This window comes from Vibrio mimicus CAIM 602 (assembly GCF_000338875.1).
GTDB lineage: Bacteria > Pseudomonadota > Gammaproteobacteria > Enterobacterales > Vibrionaceae > Vibrio > Vibrio mimicus.
In genome coordinates, this window is record NZ_AOMO01000016.1 from 1 (window position 1) to 23,660 (window position 23,660).

Below are 23,660 nucleotides of genomic sequence, written 5' to 3' on the forward strand. Positions count from 1 at the left end.
GACCTGCCACTATTTCGATGATTCGAATTATCGAGTTATCACAAAAATTTGCGGAAGTGGCGAAATTGGTAGACGCACCAGATTTAGGTTCTGGCGCCGCAAGGTGTAAGAGTTCAAGTCTCTTCTTCCGCACCATATTTTGATGATATTAATCATCACTGCAGGTCTATCGCCAAGCGGTAAGGCAACGGGTTTTGATCCCGTCATCCCCTGGTTCGAATCCAGGTAGACCTGCCACTATTTCGATGATTCGAATTATCGAGTTATCACAAAAATTTGCGGAAGTGGCGAAATTGGTAGACGCACCAGATTTAGGTTCTGGCGCCGCGAGGCGTAAGAGTTCAAGTCTCTTCTTCCGCACCATATTGAAATCTGAAAAGATTTAGAGTGGCTACGTAGCTCAGTTGGTTAGAGCACATCACTCATAATGATGGGGTCACAGGTTCGAATCCCGTCGTAGCCACCAATTATAATTTGATGCATTTAACGCGGTGGTGGCGGAATTGGTAGACGCGCTAGCTTCAGGTGTTAGTGTCCTTAGGACGTGAGGGTTCAAGTCCCTCCTTCCGCACCAAATGTATCGAATTCTGCAGGTCTATCGCCAAGCGGTAAGGCAACGGGTTTTGATCCCGTCATCCCATGGTTCGAATCCATGTAGACCTGCCACTATTTCGATGAGTCGAGCAATCGGGTTATCACAAAAAATTTGCGGAAGTGGCGAAATTGGTAGACGCACCAGATTTAGGTTCTGGCGCCGCAAGGTGTAAGAGTTCAAGTCTCTTCTTCCGCACCATTATTTAGAGCAACGACGATCGTTGTGCAGAATAATACTGCAGGTCTGTCGCCAAGCGGTAAGGCAACGGGTTTTGATCCCGTCATACCCAGGTTCGAATCCTGCAGACCTGCCATTATATCGATGGTTTGAGAAATCAAATTATCACTACAATTTGCGGAAGTGGCGAAATTGGTAGACGCACCAGATTTAGGTTCTGGCGCCGCAAGGTGTAAGAGTTCAAGTCTCTTCTTCCGCACCATATAAACAAACCTAGCTTCGGCTAGGTTTTGTTTTATCTACACGTTTTCTTTTCGATAAATGATTTAGCGAGTGTTTATTAAGTCGTTGAGATTTCATCTAAATAGCCCCCCCTCTTACTTATTCCCTGACTAATCATTAAAGCTTTAGAACTCTCTTCCTAATGCTTCATAAAACACTCTTCTCAGTAATCTATTATCTCCCTACCACAAGGCCATATGCTTCTTATACAGCACGTGCTCGCATGGATTTTTACCCAATAAAAAACCCAGCTGCAGCTGGGTTTTTTCCTATCAACTCGAACTAGCCTAGTAGAGCTAGTGCTGAGTTGGGTGCCTGCTTGGCTTGTGCGAGAACAGAACTTGATGCTTGAGAAAGGATCTGCGATTTGGTCAGTGCAGTCGTTTCTTTGGCAAAGTCTGTATCTTTGATTCGGCTCTTAGAAGCATTCACGTTTTCGTTAATGTTATCTAAGTTGTTGATAGCATGGTTGAATCGATTTTGGAATGCACCGAGTTCAGCACGATGGCTATCCACGTATTTCAGCGCAGCATCGACAATGGCCACACTCTCTTGTGCGCCACCCACAGTGGTCACATCAAGTGTATCAACGGTAACATCTTGCGCGGCACCGATGCCTAACTCACCCGCTAGCGCACCACCAAAGGTTGCTGCACCATCGACTTTGTTGTTGTCAGTGAACAGTTGTAGTTTACCGTCTTCATCCACAGAGGCTTTTACCATATCGGTTTGGCCGTTGATGTAAGTCGCCAATTCTTCGATGTCATCCCCTTCTTTCGCATTGACCGAAATGGTCACATCGCCTTCGCGTTTATCTTTCAGAGTGATGGTCAAATCGGTTTTACCCGCTTCTACACCCCAGCTCTTATCTTTGCCATTCGCTGCTTGATAAGTTTTACCACCCATCAAAACGTTATCACTGCGCATGTCTTTGATGTTGAGCATAACCGCTTCACCGTTGTCCGCACCAATTTGGAAGGACTTGGTTGAGAAGGTACCGTTAAGCAGCTTGTTACCACCGAAAGAGGTAGTTTCTGCAATACGGTTCAGCTCATCATTCAGCGCTGTGATTTCTTCTTGAATCGCAACACGTTCGGATTTCGAGTTCGAACCGTTAGCGGATTGCAAAGAAAGATCACGCATACGTTGCAGGATGTTGGTGGTCTCATTCATCGCCCCTTCCGCTGTTTGCGCCATCGAAATACCATCGTTGGCGTTACGAACGGCGACGCCTAAACCACGGCTTTGCACGTTCAAGCGGTTAGAGATTTGCAGACCTGCCGCATCGTCTTTTGCGCTGTTAATTTTGTATCCTGAAGATAGACGTTCCATCGACGTTTGTTGTGCGTTAGTTGCACTCGTCAAGTACCGTTGTGCTGTCATTGCTGACACGTTGGTGTTTACATTCACCGCCATAGTGGTATCTCCTATTGATTTTCCGACGTAGCGGAACTCCCAAACGGTCTCCGACGTCTCGGAAAACCAAGCAGTTCTCTCAAAGTTACCTTTATTAGCGACTCGGCAAATAAATCCTTTAGCAAAAAGATGGGTTTTCTCTGTAAACCCTCTGGAATCTATGCATCTTGAGAGATATCACGCAAATTGGACAAATATCAGCAGGATCAGCTTAAGTTTTATCACTTCTGGTCGAGTGTTGAGCAAATGGTAAGCGAGCTAAATCTATATGAAATTGGCTTTAGGGGAAAATATGAGCGTAATGAGGAAAACGAGAGGTACAAAAATGCGATGGGTAAAATAGAAAAAGAAAAGCCCCTTTTCCTTTGAGAGAACCGGGGCTAGTTGGTGGTAGCCATCGCCAATGTGGAGATCAAGAGAAATGAACACATTTCGGCTAACCGTTAGGGGCGCATGATTATGTTTGGCTAGTTGAGCAGTTTTGAGTGAGAGAGCTCACCTAATATCCCACAACCATACTTTGCCAAAGTCCCTTCATTACATACCCACGTCTGAGCTTATTAATGAAGGTACCTGGGACTACTGCAATAACGAAATTGCAGAGTTTGGCAACTGTTTCGCTTGGGCAAGAATTGAGGTACCTGCCTGTTGCAGAATCTGAGATTTCGTAAGTTGCGTTGTTTCCTTCGCGAAATCTGTATCTTTAATCCGACTTTTCGACGCTTCCACGTTTTCCTGAATATTGGACAGGTTACTGATGCTGTGACTGAGTCGGTTCTGTTTCGCACCAAGGTCTGCTCGTTGCGAATCTACGTATTTCAATGCGGCATCGATGATACCCACGGCATTTTGTGAACCACCGACACTGGTAATATCAATGTCTTTCACTGTGGTTTTCACACCTGGGCCACCATTTAGGCCAAGTTCCGTCGCCAAGCCACCGGAGATATTGAAGTTGCCTTGAATATTGGGCTCTGCAACAAAAACCTGCAGTTTGCCATCTTGATCAACAGATGCTTTGAACAAATCTGTCTGACCGTTGATGTAAGTCGCCAGTTCTTCAATGTCATCGCCGTCTTTGGCCATGATATCGAGTACAACTGCTTCACCATCTTTCTTGGTGAATTCAAACTTCAGGTCGCGAGCGGTTGGCGGTACACCCCACTCTTTGGTTTTAGCTTGTTCAGCGACAAAGGATTGTCCACCCATGCGGAAATCGTCTGCACGCACACTGGTCAGCCCCATGATGATCGCTTCACCTGAGCTCGAACCAATTTGGAATGAAGCTTCACCAAACGAACCGTTCAGCAGCTTACGTCCACCAAATGATGTGGTTTCAGCAATTCGGTTTAGCTCATCTTGCAGTGCCGTGGCTTCTTCATTTAGAGCCTGACGTTCTGCTGTGGAGTTCGTGCCGTTAGCGGATTGCAGTGCTAGGTCACGAATACGTTGCAGAATACTGGTCGATTCGTTCATCGCCCCTTCAGCAGTTTGAGCAATCGAAATACCATCGTTGGCGTTACGCATTGCCACATCCAAACCACGAGATTGCGCCGTCAAACGGTTCGAAATCTGCAGGCCTGCCGCGTCATCTTTTGCACTGTTAATGCGGTTACCTGATGAGAGGCGTTCCATGGAGGTGTTTAATTCTCCAGTCGCCTTATTCAGGTAACGTTGTGCGGTCATCGCCGACACGTTGGTATTTACGTTAATGGTCATAGTTTGCTCTCCTATCGAGTTCGCAAGCTCATTTGCGAAGCGGTCAGCTTTGGTCTCTTTTGGAAGCACTGACCGTGAATAACTTGCCAAATCGGCCCAAAGGCGGATTTAAAAACCGGTTACAACAACTCTGATGTATCTCATTCAATTAGTGTGCCAACTTTAAAACTTTTGACACTCACCGCTATACATCAATTATTTTCAATAAGTTACACAACTTAGCTTGTTCAATCAGCCACTCAAGGTTGCCAATTGAAGTCGGCGGCGACACTTTTTGCCGCAGACTTGCCGCTTAGTTACCCTGTACAACTTTTCGCCAAGGCTTAATGTTATAAAAGCAACTTTCGCGCCACTTTTTAACTCAACTCACTTCGCTCATATGGCGTAGGCACATAAGGCATTGAAGGTTAGATGTAGTTAAACAGTGTGAGATCTTTCGTTTTACCAAATGCTTTTTGTGAAGCATCCAGAGCTCGTGAGTTCTCGTTGAACTCAATGACGGCTTCGGCATAATCCAGATCCTCAAAGGTACTCTTGGATTTCGCGAGGCTGATTTTAAAATCTTCGTGCTGCTCTTCTTGAATATCGAGCGTACTCAAGCGAGCACCAATATCCGTTCTCGTCTTATTGAGATGAATAAAGGCGGTATGAAACTCTTCAACCAGTTGATGCAGCTTGGCGGTGTTTGAAGCATCCGATACCGAACCTTCGGCATAACGAATCGCATCACGGAAAGTGTCAAACACACTAAAGGTATCGCGCGGAGTAAGATCAATCGCATCACCTTTCGTGATTTGCCCTTTCACCTGAATATTCAGCTCTTCAAACTGAATTCCGGTTTTGGGGTCAAATTCTCCGGCTTGCACAACACTGCCATTACGTTCCAGTTGATAACCGTTTTTCCCATCCGGCATATCCACAAAGGTGATGCGATAAGAAGAGGTATCATCTGGATTCAGGTTCACGGCACGTTCCAGCAGCAGCTCCGAACCTTCTTGCAGCGTGTAATTTGGTTCATAGCTGCCATAAGGATTGGGGATCTCCATGAACACTTTGCTGCCTGGGTTATTAAACGGAATTTCCAAGCTGTTGGAGATCTTCATCTTGCGCTGATAATCATCACCGGCGTAAGTTACGTTGCCTTGGTTATCACGGAAAAACGGCTGATTCTTTGGCTTTGTACCGGCAAAAATATAGTTGCCGGACTCATCCTGCACGTTGGCAAGGTTGAGGAAGTTACTCGCCATTTCCTGCAATACGCGAGCACGCGCCACACGATCTTCTGGTGACAACGAACCGTTGATCATTTCCATCACCGTACGCTTCGCGGAGTCAGAAAATTCTTCGGTATTGGAAATGATGACTTCTTGGTGCTCTAAACGGTTACGTACTAGCACGATGGCATCCAAGTACTGGCGCAACTGCTCTTCTTGTTGCCCTACGTTTTGGATGTAGTGCGTGGCAAGCGGGTTATCACTCGCCGATAACAGTTTTTTACCAGACGCTAATTGCGCCTGGTTATTAAATACTTTCGATTCCTGACGACGAATGTCGTTCTGAACCGCTTGATAATTGTGAAAGCTAGAGATTCGGTTCAACATTTACCCTTCTCCCTATCGCAACGCCAAAATGGTATTAAAGGTGTCATTCGAAGCCTGAATGATCCGTGATGACGCCATATACGCTTGCTGGAACTTCATCATATTGGCGGCTTCTTCATCCAAGTTGACCCCGGAGATGGAAGCGATGCGCGACTGCGCTGCCTCTTTTTCCAAACGAGCCACATCGGTTAAGCGTGTCATGGTCGCCATCTTCAACCCCACATCAGTGTTGAGGTTGTGATACAAATCTATGATGGTCGACTCTTTGTCGTTCATTTTCTTATCGGTTTGGATGTTGATCATTTTGCGCAGGTTGCCGTTATCCCCTTCAGATGGGACAAGGTTTGCCGTGAATTTGTCATTCGGCAAAGCACCTTCCGTCAACTCAAACGTGGTTCCGAGGACAGTGACAGGCCCGGTCGGTGGATACGGCTGAGGCTGCATCAAAATATTGCCTTTAGTATCCGTCACCGCAAATTGATCACCGGTAGGTGAAACGTGCACTTCAAACTCACGCACATCTCCCGCTTGCAGAATTTTGAATTGCGCTTTGCCTTGGGCAAACGTGGTGGAAGCCTCAAAACTCTGTGCGGCAATTTTTGTCGCATCTTCTGTGGCTAAGCGGATTGCCGCTGCGCCGCTACGCGTTGGGCGAACTAAAATACGTTCCCCTACTTGTGGCGCATTGCGTACTTCAATCCGCAAGCCATCAATATAGACATTGCCTTTCACCACAGGTTGTACGGTTTGCTGACCAGAAGGCAGGGTCACGACAAACTCACTGCCGTTGTATTGCATTGAGTATTCGCCACCTTTCAGTTGGCTAACATCGTCAATGAAAACCGCCATATCAGCTTTTGAATTACTGCTGGTTACCACGCGTGACCGGGCAATAACATCTAAGTTCACATCAGTAAATAAAGGGCCGCCCACGTTGCCGCGCAGATCCAAACCTTGTGATTGCAAGGTGTTGACCTCATGAGAAAACGAGATCGCTAAACGGCCGACTTCATCCATCAGATACGGGATGTGTTTATCGCGCATATCCAGAATTGCTTCCATTTTTCCGCCAATATCACGGGCAGAAATCGGTTTGATCGCCTTCCCTTCAATCATGGCTAAGCGATGCTGCTGCGTATCTGGAAAACCATCGATCACTCTAAGCTGGCTTGCCTCAGTACCGGATACCAAGGTGTGGCCATTGCCGATATGGATGTTAAAGCCTTCACCGTTCTTTCTTTGTGTGACGGTGACTTTGGTGTATTGAGAAAGCTCAGCCACCAGCTTTTCGTGTTTATCCATCAAGTCGTTATGCGGGCCTGGCACACGCATCATCAAACGCTGTAAATCTCGGATTTCCAAAGCAAGTTGGTTAATGCGTTCAACACCAAGATCCAAACCTTTGTTGGTGATGTCTTTTTGTAGGCGAACCGTTTCGTGAAAATCATTGAGGTTTTGCGAGATAAGCTTCGCCTTTTCTAATACCACCTTGCGAGCACCCAGATCATTTGGTGAATCAGCTAAGGTTTTAACGGCATCGAACCACTCATTGAGGTTTTCTGGAATTTTTTTCGAAGCGACAGAAGAAAGCAACTTCGACAGCATATCCAAGTTCTCTTCTGTATCTCGCTTGAAGGAATAGTCAGTAGAGGCAATGTTCAGCTCTTTAACGGCAAACTGATCCCATGAGCGGCGAACATTTTCCACATGCACGCCCATGCCGTAGGTTTCACCGCCGTATTGGCGGGGCATATTGGTCCCTTGGATCACAGACTGACGGCTGTAACCCTCTGTATTAACATTAGAAATGTTATGACCTGTGGTATTGAGTTGTCTCTGAGCCGTTAGTACGCTTTGCGTACCCACATTCAGAAGATCAGACGCCATACTGCCCCCGAAAACCGATATTAATCAGTAAAAAACACTGAATCTACACAGTAATTGCAATATGTATGCCAAATTAAGAATCTGATTTTTAATTGAATAAAAATAGAGAGTTAGCTTTCGAAGTCATAGGTTGGCTAAAGAACTTAGCCAACGAAAAGAATGCCGCCGGAAAAATTCCGGCGGGCAATTTACAACAGGTTCATTTGATCGATTTGCGCTTTTACGCGCAGCACTTTATCGGCGTACTGTGGATCCGTCGCGTAACCAGCACGATGAATACCGTGAATGAAACGCTCGTTATTTCCACCGTGATTCAACGCATTGGTATAACGTGGGTTGTTCTCAAGGAAACGAACATAATCATTAAAGCTTTCATCAAAGTTAGCATAAGAACGGAACGCCGCTTTCTCCATCACCGGAACATTGTTGTGGTATTCCAAGGTCTGTGTCGCCACTTTATTACCTTGCCAACTGCGGTCTGCCTTGATGTTGAATAGGTTATTACTGTTACCGTGAGCATTTTTTACCATTTTCTGCCCCCAGCCAGTTTCGAGTGCCGCTTGCGCAATCAACAAGGAAGAATCCACACCGAGCATGCGTGCCGCTTTATCAGCATAAGGTTTAAGTTTGCTCACAAACGACTGACGAGAATCAAATTGGGTAGACTGCACCGCTTGAGTTTTGCGTAGCGGATAAACAGCTGACACCAACTCATCATTACTGCGTTCACTGGCTGTTTGTCGTGCATGTTCCACACGACGCATTGCCTCTTGGAAACCGTCTTCGCCCTTTTTATCGGCCGCAGTTTGCCCCGTTGATAACTGAGCAACAATCATATCGGCCAAACCGAGTGAGCCGGATGAGCTGAACTCACTTGCCATCTGCTCATCGAGCATTTGGCGATACGTATCTTCCGTCTGGCTACTGAACATGTCTGATTTAAAATCGCTGTTCGCATCACGCATTGATTTGAGCATCATCGACGTAAAGATGGATTCAAACTGGCGAGCTGCCGCGGTTAATGCGGATTGCTCTGCCCCTTCATCGCCATTGATCGCCTTTTGACGCAGTTTATCGAGGCCTGCGATATCTTGAATAAAGCCAATGTCATTAGGATTGTTAATCATGGTTGGCTCCTTAAATAATGATCAGTTGGCCTTCAATGGCGCCCGCTTGTTTCAATGCTTGCAGAATCGCCATTAAATCAGAAGGTGCTGCGCCGACTTCGTTAACCGCACGAACCAAATCATCCAAGGTTACACCCGGCTCTAACTTAAACATTTTGCCTTGCTTCTCAGTCACTTCGATACTGGAATTCGGTGTTACCACAGTTTGACCACCACCCAATGCATTCGGTTGGCTGACATTCAGGTTTTCTTTAATCGCAACCGTCATACCACCATGAGTGACCGCAGCTGGTTTGAGGCGAACATTTTGCCCAACCACTATGGTACCCGTACGTGAGTTCACGATGATTTTGGCTGCGCTATCTGCAGGGCTGAACTCGAGGTTTTCAATTGCTGAAAGAAACGCAACACGCTGGCTCAGATCTCGCGGTGCACGCACTTTGATTGAAGCGGCATCGACGGCTGAAGCCATTTGTGGGCCAAGGAATTGGTTAACTGCATCCGCTAAACGCTGCGCAGTTGTGAAATCGGATTCAAACAGGTTAAAGGTAATGTAGTCACCACGGCCAAATGGGTTAGGCACTTCACGTTCCACTATCGCTCCGCTGGAAATCATCCCGACCGTTGGGTTGTTACCAACAATTTTTGAACCATCCGCACCAGTCGCACTAAAACCACTCACCACTAAGTTACCTTGTGCGACGGCATAAACTTGTCCATCCAAACCTTTTAAGAAAGTTTGCATCAAAGTGCCGCCACGTAGGCTTTTCGCCGAACCAATCGAAGAAACGGTGACATCAATGGTTTGACCTTGCTTAGAAAACGCAGGCAGATCAGCAGTCACAATCACAGCGGCAACGTTTTTGGTTTTTGGCTTAGTGCCGGGAGGCAATTGAATGCCGAAGTTTTGCAGCATGGCATTAAAGCTTTGATCGGTAAAAGGGGTTGATTCACCAGTACCCGGCAACCCCGTTACCAAGCCGTATCCGACCAGTTGGTTGTTACGAACCCCAGCAACCTGCGCGACATCCTTGATCCGTGCTGCTTGCGCACTGGAGGCCAGCAACAACATCAATAAAATCGTGAATTTTCTCATGGCGGATTTACCTTACTCTCTAAAACAACGATGAGGCCAAAGGGCCTCACCGTTCACTATGCTGTCAAAAAACTAGCCCAGCGGCTCGACTTATAAAGAGACATTAAAAAAATCGTGCCAAGAATCCAGGTTCTTGCATATCTTGATTGGTTCCCGTACCAGAATATTGAATTCGCGCGTTAGAAATACGGTTAGAAGCAATCGTATTATCGAAGTCGATATCATCGGGACGAATCGTTCCACTCAAGCGAATGTACTCATCACCAGTATTCAAAGTGAGCCATTTTTCACCACGAATCACTAAGTTACCGTTGGCAAGCACTTCAATCACTTCCACCGTAATCGAGCCAGACATGCTGTTACTTTGGTTGGCTGCTGCGCTACCTGTAAATTTATTATCGTTTTTCAGTGCGTAAGAGAAGTTGTAATCACCAACAGTCAAATCTTTGCCACCCACAGCCAAAGGATCCATTTTCGAATCATTTTTCTTTTTCAGATCGGCATCGGCACTTTTTGCCGCTTTAGTACTTTCATTTAAGGTCACCGTAATGATGTCACCAACACCGCGAGGTTTGGAGTCGTCATACATGCTATTTACGTTGGCCAAATTGAATAATGAACCGGTTTCTGCCGCATAATGATCAGGCTTCGCTTTCGGGTAAATCGGTGCCCAAGCTGGATCATCCGCTACAGGATCAGTGCGGTTACGCAGTGCATCCGTTAACCCTGTGTTGCTTTCTGATTTGTCCCCTTCCACTGCATCAACAGTCGTCGTGCCTTGAATAGTTTCAGCAGACTCAATGGGAGCCTGCATCAGGCTGCATCCGGAGAGTAAAATCAATAAGCTAGAAGCAAGTAGACGTTTCATAGCGGCCATCTCTTAATTAGCAATTACAGTTGTTGGTTAACGAAGCTCATCATCTTATCGACGGCAGAGATCACTTTAGAGTTCATCTCATACACACGTTGCGCTTCAATCATGTTCACCAACTCTTCGGTCACATTCACGTTCGACGTTTCGAGCATAGATTGACGAACATCACCCAAACCATCCAAACCCGGAACACCTTCTTGTGGCTCACCACTGGCTCCAGTTGGCAGGTAAAGGTTTTGACCAATCGGCTCTAAGCCACCTGGGTTAATGAAATCTACCGTTGTGATTTGCCCAAGCACTTGGTTATCTTGCTGACCACGCACTCGCACTGACACTTCACCATCGTTACCGATAGTAATTGAGATAGCATCTTCTGGAATCACGATTTCAGGTTGCAAACGATAGCCAGAGCCTGAGGTCACAATTGCACCTTCATCATCCAAGGTGAACTGACCATTGCGGCTATAGGCGATGTTGCCGTCTGGCATCAGGATTTGGAAAAAGCCATCGCCTTCAATCATCATGTCCAAACTGTTGGACGTGGTTTGCGCGTTACCATGCGTATGCACCTTTTGGGTTGCCACGACCTTAGAACCCGCACCCAACATCAAACCACTCGGTAAACGAGTATTTTGTGATGATTGCGCACCAGGCTGGTTAATGTTTTGGTAAAACAGATCTTCAAACACCGCACGCCCTTTTTTAAAGCCTACGGTGGAGGCGTTCGCCAAGTTGTTAGAAATCGTCGCGATGTTGGTCTGTTGAGCATCTAAGCCGGTCTTACTGACCCAAAGTGCTGGTTGCATACCTGACTCCTTACCTTAAATTAGCTTGTGCGAAGTAGTGAATCGGAAGATTTGTCCATCTCTTCCGCCGTGCTCATCATCTTGACCTGCATTTCAAACTGACGTTGCAAGTCGATAAGGCTCGTCATTTCACCAATCGCATTCACGTTGCTGCCTTCCAGCGCACCGGTGAGAATTTTTACGCTCGCATCTGCTTCAAACTGAGTGTTTGGATCCGTTGCACGAAATAGGCCATTCACATCTTTGAACAATGCCTGATCATTGAGGCGAACCAATTTGATTCGATCAACCACTTCCATCGCATCGGCAGGAGCACCTTGCGGACGAACTGAGATAGTGCCATCACCACCAATTTCCACTTTGGTCAGTGGTACAGGCAAAGTGATTGGCGCTCCGGTTTCCCCTAACACAGGATGACCATTGCCGTTAAGCAGCAAACCGGTTTCATCGATACGTAGGTTGCCGTTACGAGTCAGACCTTCTTTGCCGGTTTTATCCAGCACTGAGATCCATCCTTCGCCTTGGATAGTGATGTCGAGATCTCGCCCGGTCGTGATGACGCTGCCTTGGGCAAAATTGTGCCCCGGACGCTCAGTCATACTGAATACGCGAGTTGGGAGCCCTTCACCGTAAGCTTGCATTGAACGCGCTTGCGCTAAATCGGCACGAAAACCAGTTGTGCTGACGTTCGCTAGGTTGTTTGCCCGTAGCTGCATCGCTTGCATGTTTTGTTTTGCGCCACTCATGGCTAGAAACAATGCGCGGTCCATAATCTGCTCCCAAATCGTTAGTTAGAGCAGTTAAAGCAAGCAATGTGCCAACTTATTTAAGCGATATAAATCAAACTGATAGATGAGCCAAACGAGGAAAATTGCTGATTTTGCCGCGGCAATGGGGCAAAGAGGCAACCCCATTAAGCCGCTTTGCCGCAGCTTAATGGGGTTGAAAGTGATTAACGAATTTGCAGGATGTTCTGCTGTAGTCCGTTATGGACTTCCAGAGCACGTGAGTTTGCTTGGAAGTTACGCTGTGCGGAGATCAGATCCACCAGCTCTTGAGTCATGTCGATGTTCGACTGCTCTAATGAACCGTTACTGATGGAACCAAAGGAACCTTTATTGGATTCACCCCAGATCTTGTCACCAGAGAACTGAGTTGCATCCCACTGAGTGCCGCCCTTCTTATCCAGACCTTGCTCGTTCGCAACACGTACCAGAGCGACACGGCCCAGAGTAGTGTTTTGACCATTCGAGTAAGTGGCTAATACGCTACCATTCTCGTCAAAGTCGATCTTAGTCAAGAAGCCCGTTGTCGCACCGTCTTGGTCAAACTTTGTCAGCTCAAAAGGCGCCGCAAACTGAGTCGCACTATCAAGGCTGAAGGACAGCGTTTGACTTACATCTGCACCGTTCAGATCCACTGGGTTCGTACCACCACCTAGTGGTTCAGTCACAATCGGCTGACCGTTGTTTAGACTCGCAAGCGTACCATCGTTGTTAAAACGCATGGTGTGACCCACATGGCCACCAGGGCTTGATGCATCTCCACCGACCACGTTAATTGGCTTTTCACCCGTTTTGTCGGTCACGGTGTAATAAGTCTGCCACGTATTCGGCTGATTCATATCTTTCAAGTAATAAGTGGTGAGCTTATAAGGTTGTCCCATTGAGTCATAAATCGTGGATGACGTGGTACGGTTATAGGTTTCTGGATCCGTAATATCAAACAACGTAGGATCTTTCAGCTCACCGTTTGCTGGCAAGTTAGCCCCCAAATCGATATTCGCTGTCTGCTTCGGCTTACCGAATTGAGGCGGAATATTGATTGGTTTTGGCTCGTAAGACAGCACATCACCTGAATCTGGGTTCACTTCATAGCCCAGCAAAAACTCATCGTTTGCCGTTACCATGTAGCTGTTTTTATCCAAATGGAATGCACCGTTACGTGTCAATTCGTTTTGTTGCGGCACGATCTTGTCCTTCGCTACTGCAAAAAACCCCGTACCGGCAATACGCAAATCCAACGGGTTATTGGTGTAGATGCTGGAACCTTCGTGGAACTGTTGTGCCACTTTTGCCGCTTGTACACCTTGCCCTGGTGTTGTTTTCGCATTGGTAAATAGCGAAGTGGAATACACATCACCAAACTCAGCACGCGACTCTTTAAAGCCAAAGGTATTGGCGTTCGCAATGTTGTTACTGGTGGTATTCAAATCCATCTGCGCGGCGGATAAACCACTAAGAGAGATATATGACATGAGTAATTCTCCTATCTAGCTAGCGCAATCACGCTTTGCCTACTTCAAGTACTTCAGCAAGTCGAACTGGTGCATCAAAACCAGCCAGATTGAGTAGTACGTTACCATCGCCTTTGCCTAACAAAACGCTGTTGACGTTTGCATAAGTGGAGACTTCAAATTCTTTGCTCTCTCCATCCTGCAAGCCAGACGCTTTAACTTTATATTTGCCACCCGGCAACGGATTACCGCTCTGATCTTTACCATCCCATTCAACGCGGTTATCGCCAGAAGATTTGGCGCCCACATCAAAGGTTCGTACCAACTGACCAGCTTCATTCTCAATACGGATGAACAAGTTATCAATGGACTGCGGCAGTTTTACCATTGCCGCCATTCCGCCTTCAGGCTTCTTCATGCCTGCCGCACCTGGTACCAACACATCGCGTCCCACCAGTGATGAGGCTTGCAGTGCTTGGTTTGACGTCATCGACGAGTTGAGACTCTCAAATTGAGTGTTCATCTTGCCGATACCGTCTACAGTCGCAAATGACGCCATCTGTGCAATCATCTGATCGTTGCCGACAGGTTTGAACGGATCTTGCTGCGCTAACTGTTTGGTCAGCAGAGAAAGAAAGTCTTCTTGCTTGAGCGATTTCTGCCCTGTCGTTTCATCCGGTTTTTTCTGCTCTTGAAGAGCTTTAAGCTGATCAATATAGGACAAGCCGCTTTGACCAACATTATTGATTCCGGCCATACGTTAACTCCTTATCCTTACTGACCCATCTGCAGCGTACGCAGCAGCATCTGTTTACTGGCATCCGCTACTTGCACATTGGTTTGGTATGAACGAGAAGCTGAAATCATGTTCGCCATCTCTTCCATCACATTGACGTTTGGCTTGTAAATATAGCCTTCGTCGTTGGCAAGTGGATGCTCAGGATTAAACTCAGCAACCAGCGGTTTATCACTTTCCACAATGCCCAGCACTTTGACTGGTACATTCGGATCTCGGTTAAAACGCGCTTTACTCAATTCCGCGCCAAATACAGCGTGGCGAGCTTTGTAGGTATCTTTCGCTGAGCTACTAATACTATCGGCATTGGCCAGATTACTTGAGGTTGTATTGAGACGAACCGACTCGGCGCTCATCGCAGAACCTGTGACATTAAATACGCTGAATAAGCTCATCTAATTACTCCCCTTTAATCGCTTTGGTTAAGTTCTTAAATTTACCACCAAGGAAATCTAGCGATGCTTGATGACGGATTTGGTTTTGCATAAACATATTACGCTCCAGATCCACATCTACCGTGTTGCCGTCACCCGTATCCGGTTGTGTCGGTGTGCGGTAAAGAATTTCCCCAGTAACGGTCGAAGAGGCAGGAATATGCCGACCATCGGTACGGCTAAGACTAATACTTGCCCCCGAACTTGCCGCCTGCAATGCCTTCTGGAAGTCCATTCCTTTTGCCTTAAATCCCGGCGTATTGGCCTGCGCAATATTGGTGGCAATCACCTCAGAGTTGCGCTCGCGTACGCCCACCGTGTGCTGGTGAATGCCTAGGGCGTTGTCAAAAGAAATAGCCATGTTTACCTCTTCGATAAGAACTGACCGTTATTACTGAGATTATTTGCAATTAGCATACCAACTTTAAAAATCTCAGCCGGTGTAAAATGGGATAGTTGAAAATTAGCAAACTCCACGCCAAAAATGCGCCTTAATCCTAAGCGCTCATATTCTTGTCTAACAAGCGCAAACAAAAAGCCCGGCAAACGCCGGGCAAAAGGAGATGGATCGAGTTTATTATTTGAGTTTATAGATGATACCTGGGTTACAACGCACCATTTCAAATTTGTCGGTCAATCCTGTCAGTGATTCCGAAGCCCCCAGCAACAGATAACCACCTGGGTTTAAACTCGCCGCCATTTGGTTAAGCACTTTCGATTTCATATCTGGCGAGAAATAGATCAGCACGTTACGGCAGAAAATAATGTCAAACTTGCCCAGTAACGAATAGCTTTCCATTAAGTTCTGCGGACGGAAATTCACCAAACGTTTTACGTTATCTTTGACCTTCATCCGACCATCACCAGCATCTTCAAAAAAGATCCGGCGGCGTTCAGGCGAAAGGCCTCGGCCTAATGCAAGGTTGTCATAAACACCCGCACGACACATATCCAACATACTTGCCGAAATATCCGTTGCGGTAATCGCCACACTAGGCAACAGTCCTGGCCGTTTTTGCTGCACTTCCAGAATGGTCATAGCCATCGAATACGGCTCTTGACCGGATGAGCTGGCCGCAGACCAAATTTTTATTGGTCGTTTATTTGCCGCCATTTCCGGCAACAGTTTGTCAGCCAAAACAGCAAACGGATAGGTGTCACGAAACCACAAAGTTTCGTTGGTTGTCATGGCGTCAACCGCTGCTACTCGCAGATCGCGATTTCGTCCTGTCACGACATCCCGCAACAAGTCAGACAACGAACTTAACTTGAATTTGGTGACGAGTGGACTTAGACGACTTCGCACCAAATACTGCTTGCTGTCACCCAATACGATTCCGCACTGAGATTCCAGAAATCGGCAAAAGTCGCGATACTCTTGGTCGCTAATCGTTATAGCAGTCATTCATTTCTCTTTATTTTATCAGCGCAGCTTTCACCGCATTACCAAGCTCATCAGGGTTAAATTTAGCAATGAATGCATTTGCCCCAACTCTCTCAACCATTGCTTGGTTGAACACGCCACTCAATGAAGAGTGCAGAATAACATAAAGATCTTTCAATTCATTGTGACGACGGATTTCAGCGGTTAGTGTGTAACCATCCATCTCCGGCATTTCAATATCGGAAATCACTAACGAAATCTGATTACGGATTGGCCCATCTTTCACCATTTCCAACAGTTTTTCGTAAGCGTCTTTACCGTCTTTAGTGGAAATGACTTCAAATCCAATCGATTCAATTGCACGTTGTACCTGTTTACGTGCCACACTGGAGTCGTCCGCAATCAAGATACGGCGAACAATCTCTTTTTCCTGTTCCACTTGGGCGATTTCTTGACCGATGTCTTTGGTCATTGCTTCATTAACAGGCGCAATCTCAGCCAAGATCTTCTCAACGTCGATGATTTCAACTAACTCATTATCAATATTAGTCACTGCCGTGAGATAGTTAGCCTTACCAGAACCATCTGGTGGTGGCAAAATCGCTTCCCAACGCATGTTGATAATGCGCTCAACCGAACTGACCAAAAAGGCCTGAATGGTGCGGTTAAACTCAGCAATTACTACGAAACTTTTGTCTACATCAACTGTTGGGCGACCACCGATTGCAAGGCTTAAATCGATGACAGATACCGTTTGCCCACGAATATGCGCCACCCCTTTCACTAATCGATGTAGATTAGGCATGGCTGTTAATTTAGGACATTGTAGGACTTCTTTAACTTTAAAAACGTTAATACCGTATCGCTGACGGCCGTTAAGACGGAAAGTTAATAATTCTAATCGGTTTTGACCGACGAGTTGCGTACGCTGATTCACAGAATCAAGAATACCCGTCATAAGCTCATCTCCATCTCAAACTTTTATCCAAAAAAAGTGATAGTCTACTACAGGCTATGAAGAAACCAGAGAAACGAAAAATGCTACCGAAGATCGATCTCCATCCGCATTTCATAACTAAGTGTAGAGCTTTCTGTGAAATATTTTATAGCTTTATCGGCTTTTTATTGTTTTTCTTTAGTCTAGCGGCAAATTCGGCAACGCCGGAACAGCTTTCGATGATAAGAAAAGCCGCAGAAAATCATGTCCTGAGTACGGTCGATATGCCTTCAGGGGGCGAATTGGTAGTGAATGCCGCCAACATAGATGATCGACTTTACGCCACTGACTGCGCCGAACCACTCACAACGAATTCATCATCAAGCAATGGTTCTGCTGCAAACATAACGGTTTTAGTGGAATGTAAAAGTGATAACTGGCGTATTTATGTGCCTGTTCGTCTTACCATTACGATTCCGTTGATCACGGCGGCAGCACCACTTAGCCGAGGACAAATGATTTCAGCACAAGATGTTACGTTAAGTATGGTAGATCTGCTGCGTTTCCGGCGGCAAGGTTTTTCCACTCCTGAAACCGTAATTGGTGCCAAAATCAAAAAAAATGTTCGGGTGGGTGATGTGATTGAGCAAAGCGATGTATGCATCGTGTGCCGTAATGAAAGTGTTGTTATCAAAGCTGTGAGATCTGGTATGTCGATCACAACCAAGGGGACTGCGATGTCAGATGGCGTGCTTGGTGAACAGATAAAAGTGAAAAATGATAAATCTAACCGTATAATTGATGCGCAAGTCAGTGGTGTTGGTGAAGTCACCGTCGCGTTTTGATAGCTCTATCCTGCTTATCAGAAAAGCTTGTGCGAAGTGATTTTCTATTTGGTTAAAAAGTCGCTAAAGTTCTGACCTTTGTGGTCGATATTGACAGTACACGTTAAAGTTTATTGAAAAGGCTCATCTATGGCAGGTATTGATAACATACGCGCAGGACAGTCGTTAAACACGACCAGTCGCACCAATGTGCGTTCTTCGGATGCCAGCAATTCTTCACCTCAGTCCGGCGCGGTTTCACGCTCATCGGCGAATGGTCAAGATGCGGTATCACTTAGCTCACAAAGCAAAGCCATCGGCGAAATGCATAACGAGATGGCATCAAGACCCAGTTTTGACAGCGCAAAAGTCGCTGCAATTAAAGAGGCGATCGCCAACGGTTCATACGTGGTTGACCCTGATAAACTGGCCGATAACATGATCAAATTCGAAAAAGAACTGGGTGGCTTCTAAGCCGATTTAATAACCCATTTCTTGTTGTAGAAAGCGAGATAAACAGGCGATTTGGCAATGGCAGCATTAAAAGACTTAGTCGAATTTCAGCTAAAAAACGCGCATGAGTTAGTGACAGTGCTCGAAGCTGAGAAAATTGCGATCACCAACCGAATCTCTGTGGATATTGAATCCATCGCTAAACAGAAACTCACTTTAGTCAATCAACTGCAGCAAACTGACCAACGTATTGCTAAGCATCCACACGTCGCGAGCCTGACCGAAGATGTTTATCTCAGTGACTTGGTTAGTCAGATCCGCAGTATTATTATTGATTGTCAGCAAGCCAACCAGATTAATGGTGACGCTTTAGCCCGTGCGCAGTTGAGCTTTAATAAGCTCAATAATCTGATGCAGCAAAGCCATGGCAAAATCGGCATGACTTACAGCGCCACAGGGAAAACTCATACCATTTCTACGTTAGGTACCAATATCAAAGCCTGATGATATCCATCAGCATGGCTGACCAAAGATACAGAAAAGCAAAAGCGGCAATGATTGCCGCTTTTTTGATCTGAGAGATGAAAGAGTGAGATCTAGAATAAGGTCATTTGACGTTTTTCGGGTACTTGCTGCACTTCACCGTAATCACGCATCTTATCCATTTTACGAATATCAAGCCTAAGTTCAGTCACATAACTGTCACCAACTTTATAGCTGCGTACGACTTCTGCACCACGAATCACGCCATCAACCGCTCCTGCAGTCAATTCGGTACCAAGCCGTTGATCTTGCAGCTCAGCTCGACCACTCACGCGCATACCGTACACTTGTTCGGCCAATTCACGATAAGCATCAATTTTTGACGCTCGCATTGCTCGAACCTGCTTCTCTTCATCATTACGCCCTTTCTGCTCGCTGATGCTGGCATAACCAACTGCAGTTAGCCAATCATCAGGACGCATGGTTTGTAATGGTTGACAGCCGGTCATCACCAAAACTGCGATTAGGAGTAATAAAACTGATTTCATCATCGTACTCCTATGGGCGCAGAATGACGGTGTATGGCTGAGTCATCGTCGGATCGGAGCGAATCAAGACTCCATCCTGAGTACGAATACTGTTTAGAGTATCCAGATCTCGGCCAATACGATCTGCAGGCAAGAAGCCTTGTGCCGTTGCAACCACAACGCGTGACTGCATACCAACGACACGCGCATTCACAATTACCCCGCCCTCTTGGCGTAACATGGTGCCCGTCAGCACGTACTGCACTTCTTGCTGTTGTGAAAGATCTTTCCAGTCGCGGCTAAAAGCGAAGTCACCTTGCTGGGTCACTTGGATCGAACCTGTGGTTTTGAAATCAACCACTTTAAATCCACGACGTTGGAACTGATGAATAAAACCTTCAGAAACCGAATTCCCCAACCAGTTTGTGGTATCCATATTTTGCAGATCCACAAATGAGGTTACGGCAATCGGGGTACGAGCCGTAATGCTCGTATTGGAGAGCATCAAATCTTCGGTCATGCTCTCAACAAAGAAATCCAACGTGTGACGTGGACTCTCCATCAACATAAACTGTGAACCATTGTATGGCTCTTTACCGTTATAAATCGGGGCGTATGCACACGAAGTCAGTAAGACAACGGGTACTAAGGAAAGCCATTTTTTCATTCTCTTCATCTCCAGATATACTATGGCGCGCATTTCAGCTTCTCACTCGATTAAACTGGAACGCTCCTTGCTTTTCTCAATCTGTCATTATTCAGAATTGCAATGCCTACATCAGTTAGGATTTGAAAAGCAAAATTTATACCCACTTGGGACCTTACGATGAAAAAAAATATTTTATCCATAATTTCAGTACTTTGGATGAGCCTTTACCTCAACTCCGCTCATGCTGCTTGGTATGAGGTGACAGGCTCTGCCGCCATAGTTTCTTCAGAGGAGGTTGCCCGTTTACACGCATTAGAAGATGCGTTGTATAAAGCGGTAAATTTTGCCGGGGCAGATATTGGCAGCATCAGCAATTTAATGCCGCTGTTAGAATCTGACCGCAAGGAGTATTTGTTCTCCAACCATGAAGTGCGCTACATACTGATTGAAGAGCGAAAAGTTTCTAAAAATGTCATGTATGTCCGCACACGCATCGATATTTACCCATCGGCAACGGCTTGCCACGTTGAGCAATACAAAAAAACCATGCTGATCGGCAACATTGATCTTGCCTCTCCTCAGCAAGCGGTAATGGGACAGATTTACCAAGTGGGTGATGATTTTGCGCAGGTGATCAATCGCCGCCTAGAACAAGAATCTCGTAGCTTTGTCTCCGTCGGAACTACGCAATACGATATTGATCCCAAAGCGCCTGAGCGAATCAAGATGATCGCTCAAGATGCAGGAGCGCAATACATTATTGGCGGCGTCATCTCTGATCTCACGGCAACTATAGAGCAAAAGGCACTACAAGATGACGTTATCAACCGTCAGTTTGCAATGGAAATAAGCGTGTTTGATGGCAAAACAGGTAACGAAGTGATGACACGGACTTATCGGGAAGTTGCCCGTTGGCCATTTGCCAAAACAAGCCAAATTGATACCCGCAGTGCTCGTTTCTGGGCATCAACTTACGGTGAGATGATGCTACGAGTGAGCCGCAATATTATGCTCGACTTAGAATCAGAGATTTCGTGCAAAATCACTCTGCCAGAAATTATTGCGAAATTCGGTACGACAGTAACGATGGATCTCGGACGCATTCACGGTGTTCAACAAGGTGATAAGCTTCGCCTCTGGCATACGGGCGCGTTTATTGACCAGCAAGGGTTGCCACGTAATAAAGTCACACAAAGTGAAATCACCCTGACTGTATCACGTGTTTACGAACATGAAGCTGAATTGACCGTCGACCAACCTGAGCTTGCCTACAGTATTCAAATTGGCGATGTAATGCATAAACAGATGTAATAACTCAGTGAAGTGCCCTAAAGTGACACTTCACTCAATCTTGCTCCCGTGGCACAGCTGGATAGCGCAGCCCCCTCCTAAGGGGCAGGTCACAGGTTCAAATCCTGTCGGGAGCGCCATTTTTCCTAGTAACCAATGTGGACAAATGTTTTTTGTCTCGCTTTGTTGCCACTCATTCATGTCAACGTTTGGTCATTCCTTCATCACATTTCTTCTCGTGCTAGTCAAAATCCTCTACTATTACTATTAACAGTTTTATTTATAAAACACAGCATGTCGAAAAGTAATCTAGAAACCAATACCGGACATCGTTTTATTTCAAAAGCGAAGACGGCCTATAAAATCCATATCCATACTCCTGACGATACGGTTTTGCATCGCTCAGTCGGATTTGTGCGTCTAGGTGAAAGGAAAGGGCTGAAAAAAGCCATTCTGTTACGCAACGAATTAGGCTCCGCAATGTGGGGAAAATTTTGGCGGCGTATTCTGAAAGATCCTTATCTAATGACTCGCCTGCCACACAGCCTAGAACCGAAAATCATCCATAAACCTAGACCAACCCAAGATAATCCAGAGGCTCGTGATGCTTGTTATATTGCGGCATGGCGGGAATATGATGAACAAGGTAAGTGCCATTTCCGCAGCGTGGTTTGTTCAATCAATAAACACGGTAAGTTAGCGGCCTACACCAAAACCAAAAAAGCACTCTTGGCGGCGCATAAAGACTGTCTTGATATTTTGGTCTTCATGGGACGTTTGAACAGTATCGATCTGAAATAACTTCTCAAAACACTGTCATCGGTGATGTATCGATAGGGTGATGTATTGATAGATTGAGAGAAAAAACAAAGGCCCTGATGGGCCTTTGTTAATTTAATCGATGTTATTCAGTCACTGTTTGAACAGTCACTCATTACTCAGTAACTTGGTACTGGAACTCAGGAATAACTAGCTCAACACGGCGGTTTTTCTCACGACCTTCCGCTGTTGCGTTAGAAGCGATCGGGTTGCTTTCGCCTTGGCCTTTCGCTGTGATGCGAGCAGCATCAACACCTTGAGCTTCCAGAGCTTTCGCTACTGCTTGAGCACGTTTCTCAGACAGTTTTTGGTTGTAAGCTTCAGAGCCGTTTGAATCAGTATGACCTACCACTTCCACTTTAGCTTGTGGGTATTGGTTTAGGTAGCCTACCAATTTGTCGAGTTTCGTCTCCATTGATGGCTTTAGCTCAGCGCTGTTGTTAGCAAATGTGCCGCTGTCTAGATGTTGGAAAGTGAACGTTTTAGTTACTGCCACTTTCTCTACTACTGGCTCTTCTGCTACAGGAGCTGGTTCTGCTGGACGTTGTTCAACAGCAGCTGGTGCTTCACTTCCACCAAACTTATAAGCGATACCTAACGTGGCAGTTTCTGCGCTAGCACGTACGATGTCGTTGTTGATGTCTGTGATGTTTTGGTATTCCAAACGCATGGTGACGTTGTGGTTGGTGTTAAACTCTAAGCCAGCTGCACCTAGGTATGAGTAATCGCTCTTGCTGCCGTAATCGACATAAGCACCACCCACTTTACCGTATAGCGCAATCGCTTCTGTTAGAGGAAGGCTGAGTCTTGGTGCCAGCGTAACTGCCTGTACCTTCTCATCAGCTAATCCAGCAGCAGTAAACTTACCTAAGTAATCGTATCCAGCTTCTACAGAAAGCCATTTGTTAGCTTGGTAGCCTAGAAACGCGCCAACTACCTCATCATCATCGTTACATGTCTGATTTGCCAGGCATGCGTCATCCAACCAAGACTTACCGACCTTACCTCCGACATACACTTCAGCCATTGCAGCAGAAGAAGCAAAAAGTAACGTCGTTGAAATGATTGCCGCTAGCTTTTTCATGGTATTTCCTTTTTTCATTATGATTATTGTCGTGAGTGATTGACTGTTTCACGACCGTTCAAAAAGGTTTACTCGTATTCGAGTCATAAGGCCTTTTTGTCGGCATCACTATAACGGATGAAATAAAAAGGAAAAGAGCTATTGGGTTAATATTTTGTCACGTC

Annotated in this window: 23 protein-coding genes and 10 tRNA genes; 15 read left to right on the top strand and 18 right to left on the bottom strand. The window is 46.1% G+C overall.

Going from position 1 to position 23,660, the window contains the following annotated elements:
• Positions 1–50: 50 nt before the first annotated feature.
• The 9 genes from D908_RS17545 to D908_RS17505 all read left to right on the top strand — a co-directional run bounded on the left by D908_RS17545 (position 51) and on the right by D908_RS17505 (position 1,034).
• Positions 51–135 (top strand) — tRNA-Leu (locus tag D908_RS17545).
• 27 nt (positions 136–162) lie between these two features.
• Positions 163–237, top strand: a tRNA-Gln gene (locus tag D908_RS17540).
• Positions 238–278: 41 nt separating this feature from the next.
• Positions 279–363, top strand: a tRNA-Leu gene (locus D908_RS17535).
• 26 nt (positions 364–389) lie between these two features.
• Positions 390–466 (top strand) — tRNA-Met (locus D908_RS17530).
• Between the two features lie 22 nt (positions 467–488).
• A tRNA-Leu gene (locus tag D908_RS17525) sits at positions 489–574 on the top strand.
• A gap of 17 nt (positions 575–591) precedes the next feature.
• Positions 592–666 (top strand) — tRNA-Gln (locus D908_RS17520).
• Between the two features lie 42 nt (positions 667–708).
• Positions 709–793: transfer RNA gene (locus D908_RS17515), tRNA-Leu, on the top strand.
• A 41-nt stretch (positions 794–834) separates the two neighbouring features.
• A tRNA-Gln gene (locus tag D908_RS17510) sits at positions 835–908 on the top strand.
• Between the two features lie 41 nt (positions 909–949).
• A tRNA-Leu gene (locus D908_RS17505) sits at positions 950–1,034 on the top strand.
• Positions 1,035–1,336: 302 nt separating this feature from the next.
• On the opposite strand, the gene flaC is transcribed toward D908_RS17505, so the two are convergent.
• The 15 genes from flaC to D908_RS17430 form a co-directional block, all read right to left on the bottom strand.
• Positions 1,337–2,470 (bottom strand): flagellin C, encoded by a 1,134-nt coding sequence (gene flaC, locus D908_RS17500; RefSeq protein ID WP_000290383.1) that lies wholly within the window; start codon positions 2,468–2,470, stop codon positions 1,337–1,339.
• A gap of 579 nt (positions 2,471–3,049) precedes the next feature.
• A complete protein-coding gene (gene flaA, locus D908_RS17495) occupies positions 3,050–4,189 on the bottom strand; it encodes a flagellin A (RefSeq protein WP_000154822.1) in 1,140 nt (379 codons plus the stop codon).
• 407 nt (positions 4,190–4,596) lie between these two features.
• Complete coding sequence (gene flgL, locus D908_RS17490) at positions 4,597–5,790, bottom strand: flagellar hook-associated protein FlgL (RefSeq protein ID WP_000934647.1); 1,194 nt, start codon at positions 5,788–5,790, stop codon at positions 4,597–4,599.
• Between the two features lie 12 nt (positions 5,791–5,802).
• Complete coding sequence (flgK, locus tag D908_RS17485) at positions 5,803–7,677, bottom strand: flagellar hook-associated protein FlgK (RefSeq protein WP_032467496.1); 1,875 nt, start codon at positions 7,675–7,677, stop codon at positions 5,803–5,805.
• A gap of 188 nt (positions 7,678–7,865) precedes the next feature.
• Positions 7,866–8,804, bottom strand: a complete 939-nt coding sequence (flgJ, locus tag D908_RS17480; RefSeq protein ID WP_005522346.1) for a flagellar assembly peptidoglycan hydrolase FlgJ — start codon at positions 8,802–8,804, stop codon at positions 7,866–7,868.
• A 10-nt stretch (positions 8,805–8,814) separates the two neighbouring features.
• Positions 8,815–9,900: a flagellar basal body P-ring protein FlgI gene (locus D908_RS17475; protein WP_005522347.1), complete on the bottom strand. Its 1,086-nt coding sequence runs from the start codon at positions 9,898–9,900 to the stop codon at positions 8,815–8,817.
• A 103-nt stretch (positions 9,901–10,003) separates the two neighbouring features.
• Positions 10,004–10,768: a flagellar basal body L-ring protein FlgH gene (flgH, locus tag D908_RS17470; protein ID WP_005522348.1), complete on the bottom strand. Its 765-nt coding sequence runs from the start codon at positions 10,766–10,768 to the stop codon at positions 10,004–10,006.
• A gap of 23 nt (positions 10,769–10,791) precedes the next feature.
• On the bottom strand, positions 10,792–11,580 hold the full coding sequence (flgG, locus tag D908_RS17465) for a flagellar basal-body rod protein FlgG (RefSeq protein ID WP_001182098.1): 789 nt from the start codon (positions 11,578–11,580) through the stop codon (positions 10,792–10,794).
• Between the two features lie 20 nt (positions 11,581–11,600).
• Positions 11,601–12,350 carry a flagellar basal-body rod protein FlgF gene (gene flgF / locus D908_RS17460; protein ID WP_000373287.1) on the bottom strand — a complete coding sequence of 250 codons (750 nt, stop codon included), beginning with the start codon at positions 12,348–12,350 and terminating at the stop codon, positions 11,601–11,603.
• A 182-nt stretch (positions 12,351–12,532) separates the two neighbouring features.
• Positions 12,533–13,837 (bottom strand): flagellar hook protein FlgE, encoded by a 1,305-nt coding sequence (flgE, locus tag D908_RS17455; RefSeq protein ID WP_005522349.1) that lies wholly within the window; start codon positions 13,835–13,837, stop codon positions 12,533–12,535.
• Between the two features lie 28 nt (positions 13,838–13,865).
• Positions 13,866–14,573, bottom strand: a complete 708-nt coding sequence (gene flgD, locus D908_RS17450; protein ID WP_000907399.1) for a flagellar hook assembly protein FlgD — start codon at positions 14,571–14,573, stop codon at positions 13,866–13,868.
• A gap of 17 nt (positions 14,574–14,590) precedes the next feature.
• A complete protein-coding gene (gene flgC, locus D908_RS17445; RefSeq protein ID WP_000051919.1) occupies positions 14,591–15,007 on the bottom strand; it encodes a flagellar basal body rod protein FlgC in 417 nt (138 codons plus the stop codon).
• Positions 15,008–15,011: 4 nt separating this feature from the next.
• Positions 15,012–15,407: a flagellar basal body rod protein FlgB gene (gene flgB, locus D908_RS17440; protein WP_001007979.1), complete on the bottom strand. Its 396-nt coding sequence runs from the start codon at positions 15,405–15,407 to the stop codon at positions 15,012–15,014.
• Between the two features lie 216 nt (positions 15,408–15,623).
• Positions 15,624–16,451 (bottom strand): protein-glutamate O-methyltransferase, encoded by an 828-nt coding sequence (locus D908_RS17435; protein ID WP_000125389.1) that lies wholly within the window; start codon positions 16,449–16,451, stop codon positions 15,624–15,626.
• Positions 16,452–16,461: 10 nt separating this feature from the next.
• Positions 16,462–17,388 carry a chemotaxis protein CheV gene (locus D908_RS17430; RefSeq protein ID WP_000145783.1) on the bottom strand — a complete coding sequence of 309 codons (927 nt, stop codon included), beginning with the start codon at positions 17,386–17,388 and terminating at the stop codon, positions 16,462–16,464.
• 56 nt (positions 17,389–17,444) lie between these two features.
• Here D908_RS17430 and flgA point away from each other — a divergent pair, with 56 nt between their 5' ends.
• From flgA to D908_RS17420, 3 genes are all read left to right on the top strand, one after another.
• The gene (flgA, locus tag D908_RS0118785; protein WP_005508966.1) at positions 17,445–18,212 is read left to right on the top strand and encodes a flagellar basal body P-ring formation chaperone FlgA; all 768 of its coding nucleotides are present in this window, start codon (positions 17,445–17,447) and stop codon (positions 18,210–18,212) included.
• A gap of 129 nt (positions 18,213–18,341) precedes the next feature.
• Positions 18,342–18,665, top strand: a complete 324-nt coding sequence (gene flgM / locus D908_RS17425; protein WP_000907264.1) for a flagellar biosynthesis anti-sigma factor FlgM — start codon at positions 18,342–18,344, stop codon at positions 18,663–18,665.
• Between the two features lie 57 nt (positions 18,666–18,722).
• A complete protein-coding gene (locus D908_RS17420; RefSeq protein ID WP_000729361.1) occupies positions 18,723–19,148 on the top strand; it encodes a flagella synthesis protein FlgN in 426 nt (141 codons plus the stop codon).
• A 92-nt stretch (positions 19,149–19,240) separates the two neighbouring features.
• On the opposite strand, the gene flgP is transcribed toward D908_RS17420, so the two are convergent.
• Together flgP and D908_RS17410 are read right to left on the bottom strand one after the other, a co-directional pair.
• Positions 19,241–19,678 carry a flagellar assembly lipoprotein FlgP gene (flgP, locus tag D908_RS17415; protein WP_082320856.1) on the bottom strand — a complete coding sequence of 146 codons (438 nt, stop codon included), beginning with the start codon at positions 19,676–19,678 and terminating at the stop codon, positions 19,241–19,243.
• 7 nt (positions 19,679–19,685) lie between these two features.
• A complete protein-coding gene (locus D908_RS17410; protein ID WP_000759069.1) occupies positions 19,686–20,321 on the bottom strand; it encodes a FlgO family outer membrane protein in 636 nt (211 codons plus the stop codon).
• Between the two features lie 159 nt (positions 20,322–20,480).
• Here D908_RS17410 and D908_RS17405 point away from each other — a divergent pair, with 159 nt between their 5' ends.
• The 3 genes from D908_RS17405 (at position 20,481) to D908_RS17395 (ending at position 22,394) form a co-directional block, all read left to right on the top strand.
• On the top strand, positions 20,481–21,614 hold the full coding sequence (locus tag D908_RS17405; protein ID WP_000739500.1) for a flagellar assembly protein FlgT: 1,134 nt from the start codon (positions 20,481–20,483) through the stop codon (positions 21,612–21,614).
• A 42-nt stretch (positions 21,615–21,656) separates the two neighbouring features.
• A tRNA-Arg gene (locus tag D908_RS17400) sits at positions 21,657–21,733 on the top strand.
• Positions 21,734–21,887: 154 nt separating this feature from the next.
• Positions 21,888–22,394: a hypothetical protein gene (locus D908_RS17395; protein WP_000045928.1), complete on the top strand. Its 507-nt coding sequence runs from the start codon at positions 21,888–21,890 to the stop codon at positions 22,392–22,394.
• Between the two features lie 133 nt (positions 22,395–22,527).
• Here the strand turns inward: D908_RS17395 and D908_RS17390 are convergent, their stop codons facing one another.
• Complete coding sequence (locus D908_RS17390; RefSeq protein ID WP_005522351.1) at positions 22,528–23,496, bottom strand: OmpA family protein; 969 nt, start codon at positions 23,494–23,496, stop codon at positions 22,528–22,530.
• Positions 23,497–23,660: the final 164 nt, after the last annotated feature.

Excerpts from the sequence above, each read along its gene's own strand:
- D908_RS17395 (WP_000045928.1), top strand. The coding sequence starts at position 21,888 with ATGTCGAAAAGTAATCTAGAAACCAATACCGGACATCGTTTTATTTCA.
- flgE (WP_005522349.1), bottom strand. The coding sequence starts at position 13,837 with ATGTCATATATCTCTCTTAGTGGTTTATCCGCCGCGCAGATGGATTTG.
- D908_RS17435 (WP_000125389.1), bottom strand. The coding sequence starts at position 16,451 with ATGACTGCTATAACGATTAGCGACCAAGAGTATCGCGACTTTTGCCGA.
- flgL (WP_000934647.1), bottom strand. The coding sequence starts at position 5,790 with ATGTTGAACCGAATCTCTAGCTTTCACAATTATCAAGCGGTTCAGAAC.
- D908_RS17420 (WP_000729361.1), top strand. The coding sequence starts at position 18,723 with ATGGCAGCATTAAAAGACTTAGTCGAATTTCAGCTAAAAAACGCGCAT.
- flgD (WP_000907399.1), bottom strand. The coding sequence starts at position 14,573 with ATGGCCGGAATCAATAATGTTGGTCAAAGCGGCTTGTCCTATATTGAT.
- flgG (WP_001182098.1), bottom strand. The coding sequence starts at position 11,580 with ATGCAACCAGCACTTTGGGTCAGTAAGACCGGCTTAGATGCTCAACAG.
- D908_RS17390 (WP_005522351.1), bottom strand. The coding sequence starts at position 23,496 with ATGAAAAAGCTAGCGGCAATCATTTCAACGACGTTACTTTTTGCTTCT.
- flgF (WP_000373287.1), bottom strand. The coding sequence starts at position 12,350 with ATGGACCGCGCATTGTTTCTAGCCATGAGTGGCGCAAAACAAAACATG.
- flgH (WP_005522348.1), bottom strand. The coding sequence starts at position 10,768 with ATGAAACGTCTACTTGCTTCTAGCTTATTGATTTTACTCTCCGGATGC.
- flgC (WP_000051919.1), bottom strand. The coding sequence starts at position 15,007 with ATGAGCTTATTCAGCGTATTTAATGTCACAGGTTCTGCGATGAGCGCC.
- flgB (WP_001007979.1), bottom strand. The coding sequence starts at position 15,407 with ATGGCTATTTCTTTTGACAACGCCCTAGGCATTCACCAGCACACGGTG.
- D908_RS17475 (WP_005522347.1), bottom strand. The coding sequence starts at position 9,900 with ATGAGAAAATTCACGATTTTATTGATGTTGTTGCTGGCCTCCAGTGCG.
- flaA (WP_000154822.1), bottom strand. The coding sequence starts at position 4,189 with ATGACCATTAACGTAAATACCAACGTGTCGGCGATGACCGCACAACGT.
- flgM (WP_000907264.1), top strand. The coding sequence starts at position 18,342 with ATGGCAGGTATTGATAACATACGCGCAGGACAGTCGTTAAACACGACC.
- D908_RS17430 (WP_000145783.1), bottom strand. The coding sequence starts at position 17,388 with ATGACGGGTATTCTTGATTCTGTGAATCAGCGTACGCAACTCGTCGGT.
- flgJ (WP_005522346.1), bottom strand. The coding sequence starts at position 8,804 with ATGATTAACAATCCTAATGACATTGGCTTTATTCAAGATATCGCAGGC.
- flgP (WP_082320856.1), bottom strand. The coding sequence starts at position 19,678 with ATGATGAAATCAGTTTTATTACTCCTAATCGCAGTTTTGGTGATGACC.
- flgA (WP_005508966.1), top strand. The coding sequence starts at position 17,445 with ATGAAGAAACCAGAGAAACGAAAAATGCTACCGAAGATCGATCTCCAT.
- flaC (WP_000290383.1), bottom strand. The coding sequence starts at position 2,470 with ATGGCGGTGAATGTAAACACCAACGTGTCAGCAATGACAGCACAACGG.
- D908_RS17410 (WP_000759069.1), bottom strand. The coding sequence starts at position 20,321 with ATGAAAAAATGGCTTTCCTTAGTACCCGTTGTCTTACTGACTTCGTGT.
- flgK (WP_032467496.1), bottom strand. The coding sequence starts at position 7,677 with ATGGCGTCTGATCTTCTGAATGTGGGTACGCAAAGCGTACTAACGGCT.
- D908_RS17405 (WP_000739500.1), top strand. The coding sequence starts at position 20,481 with ATGAAAAAAAATATTTTATCCATAATTTCAGTACTTTGGATGAGCCTT.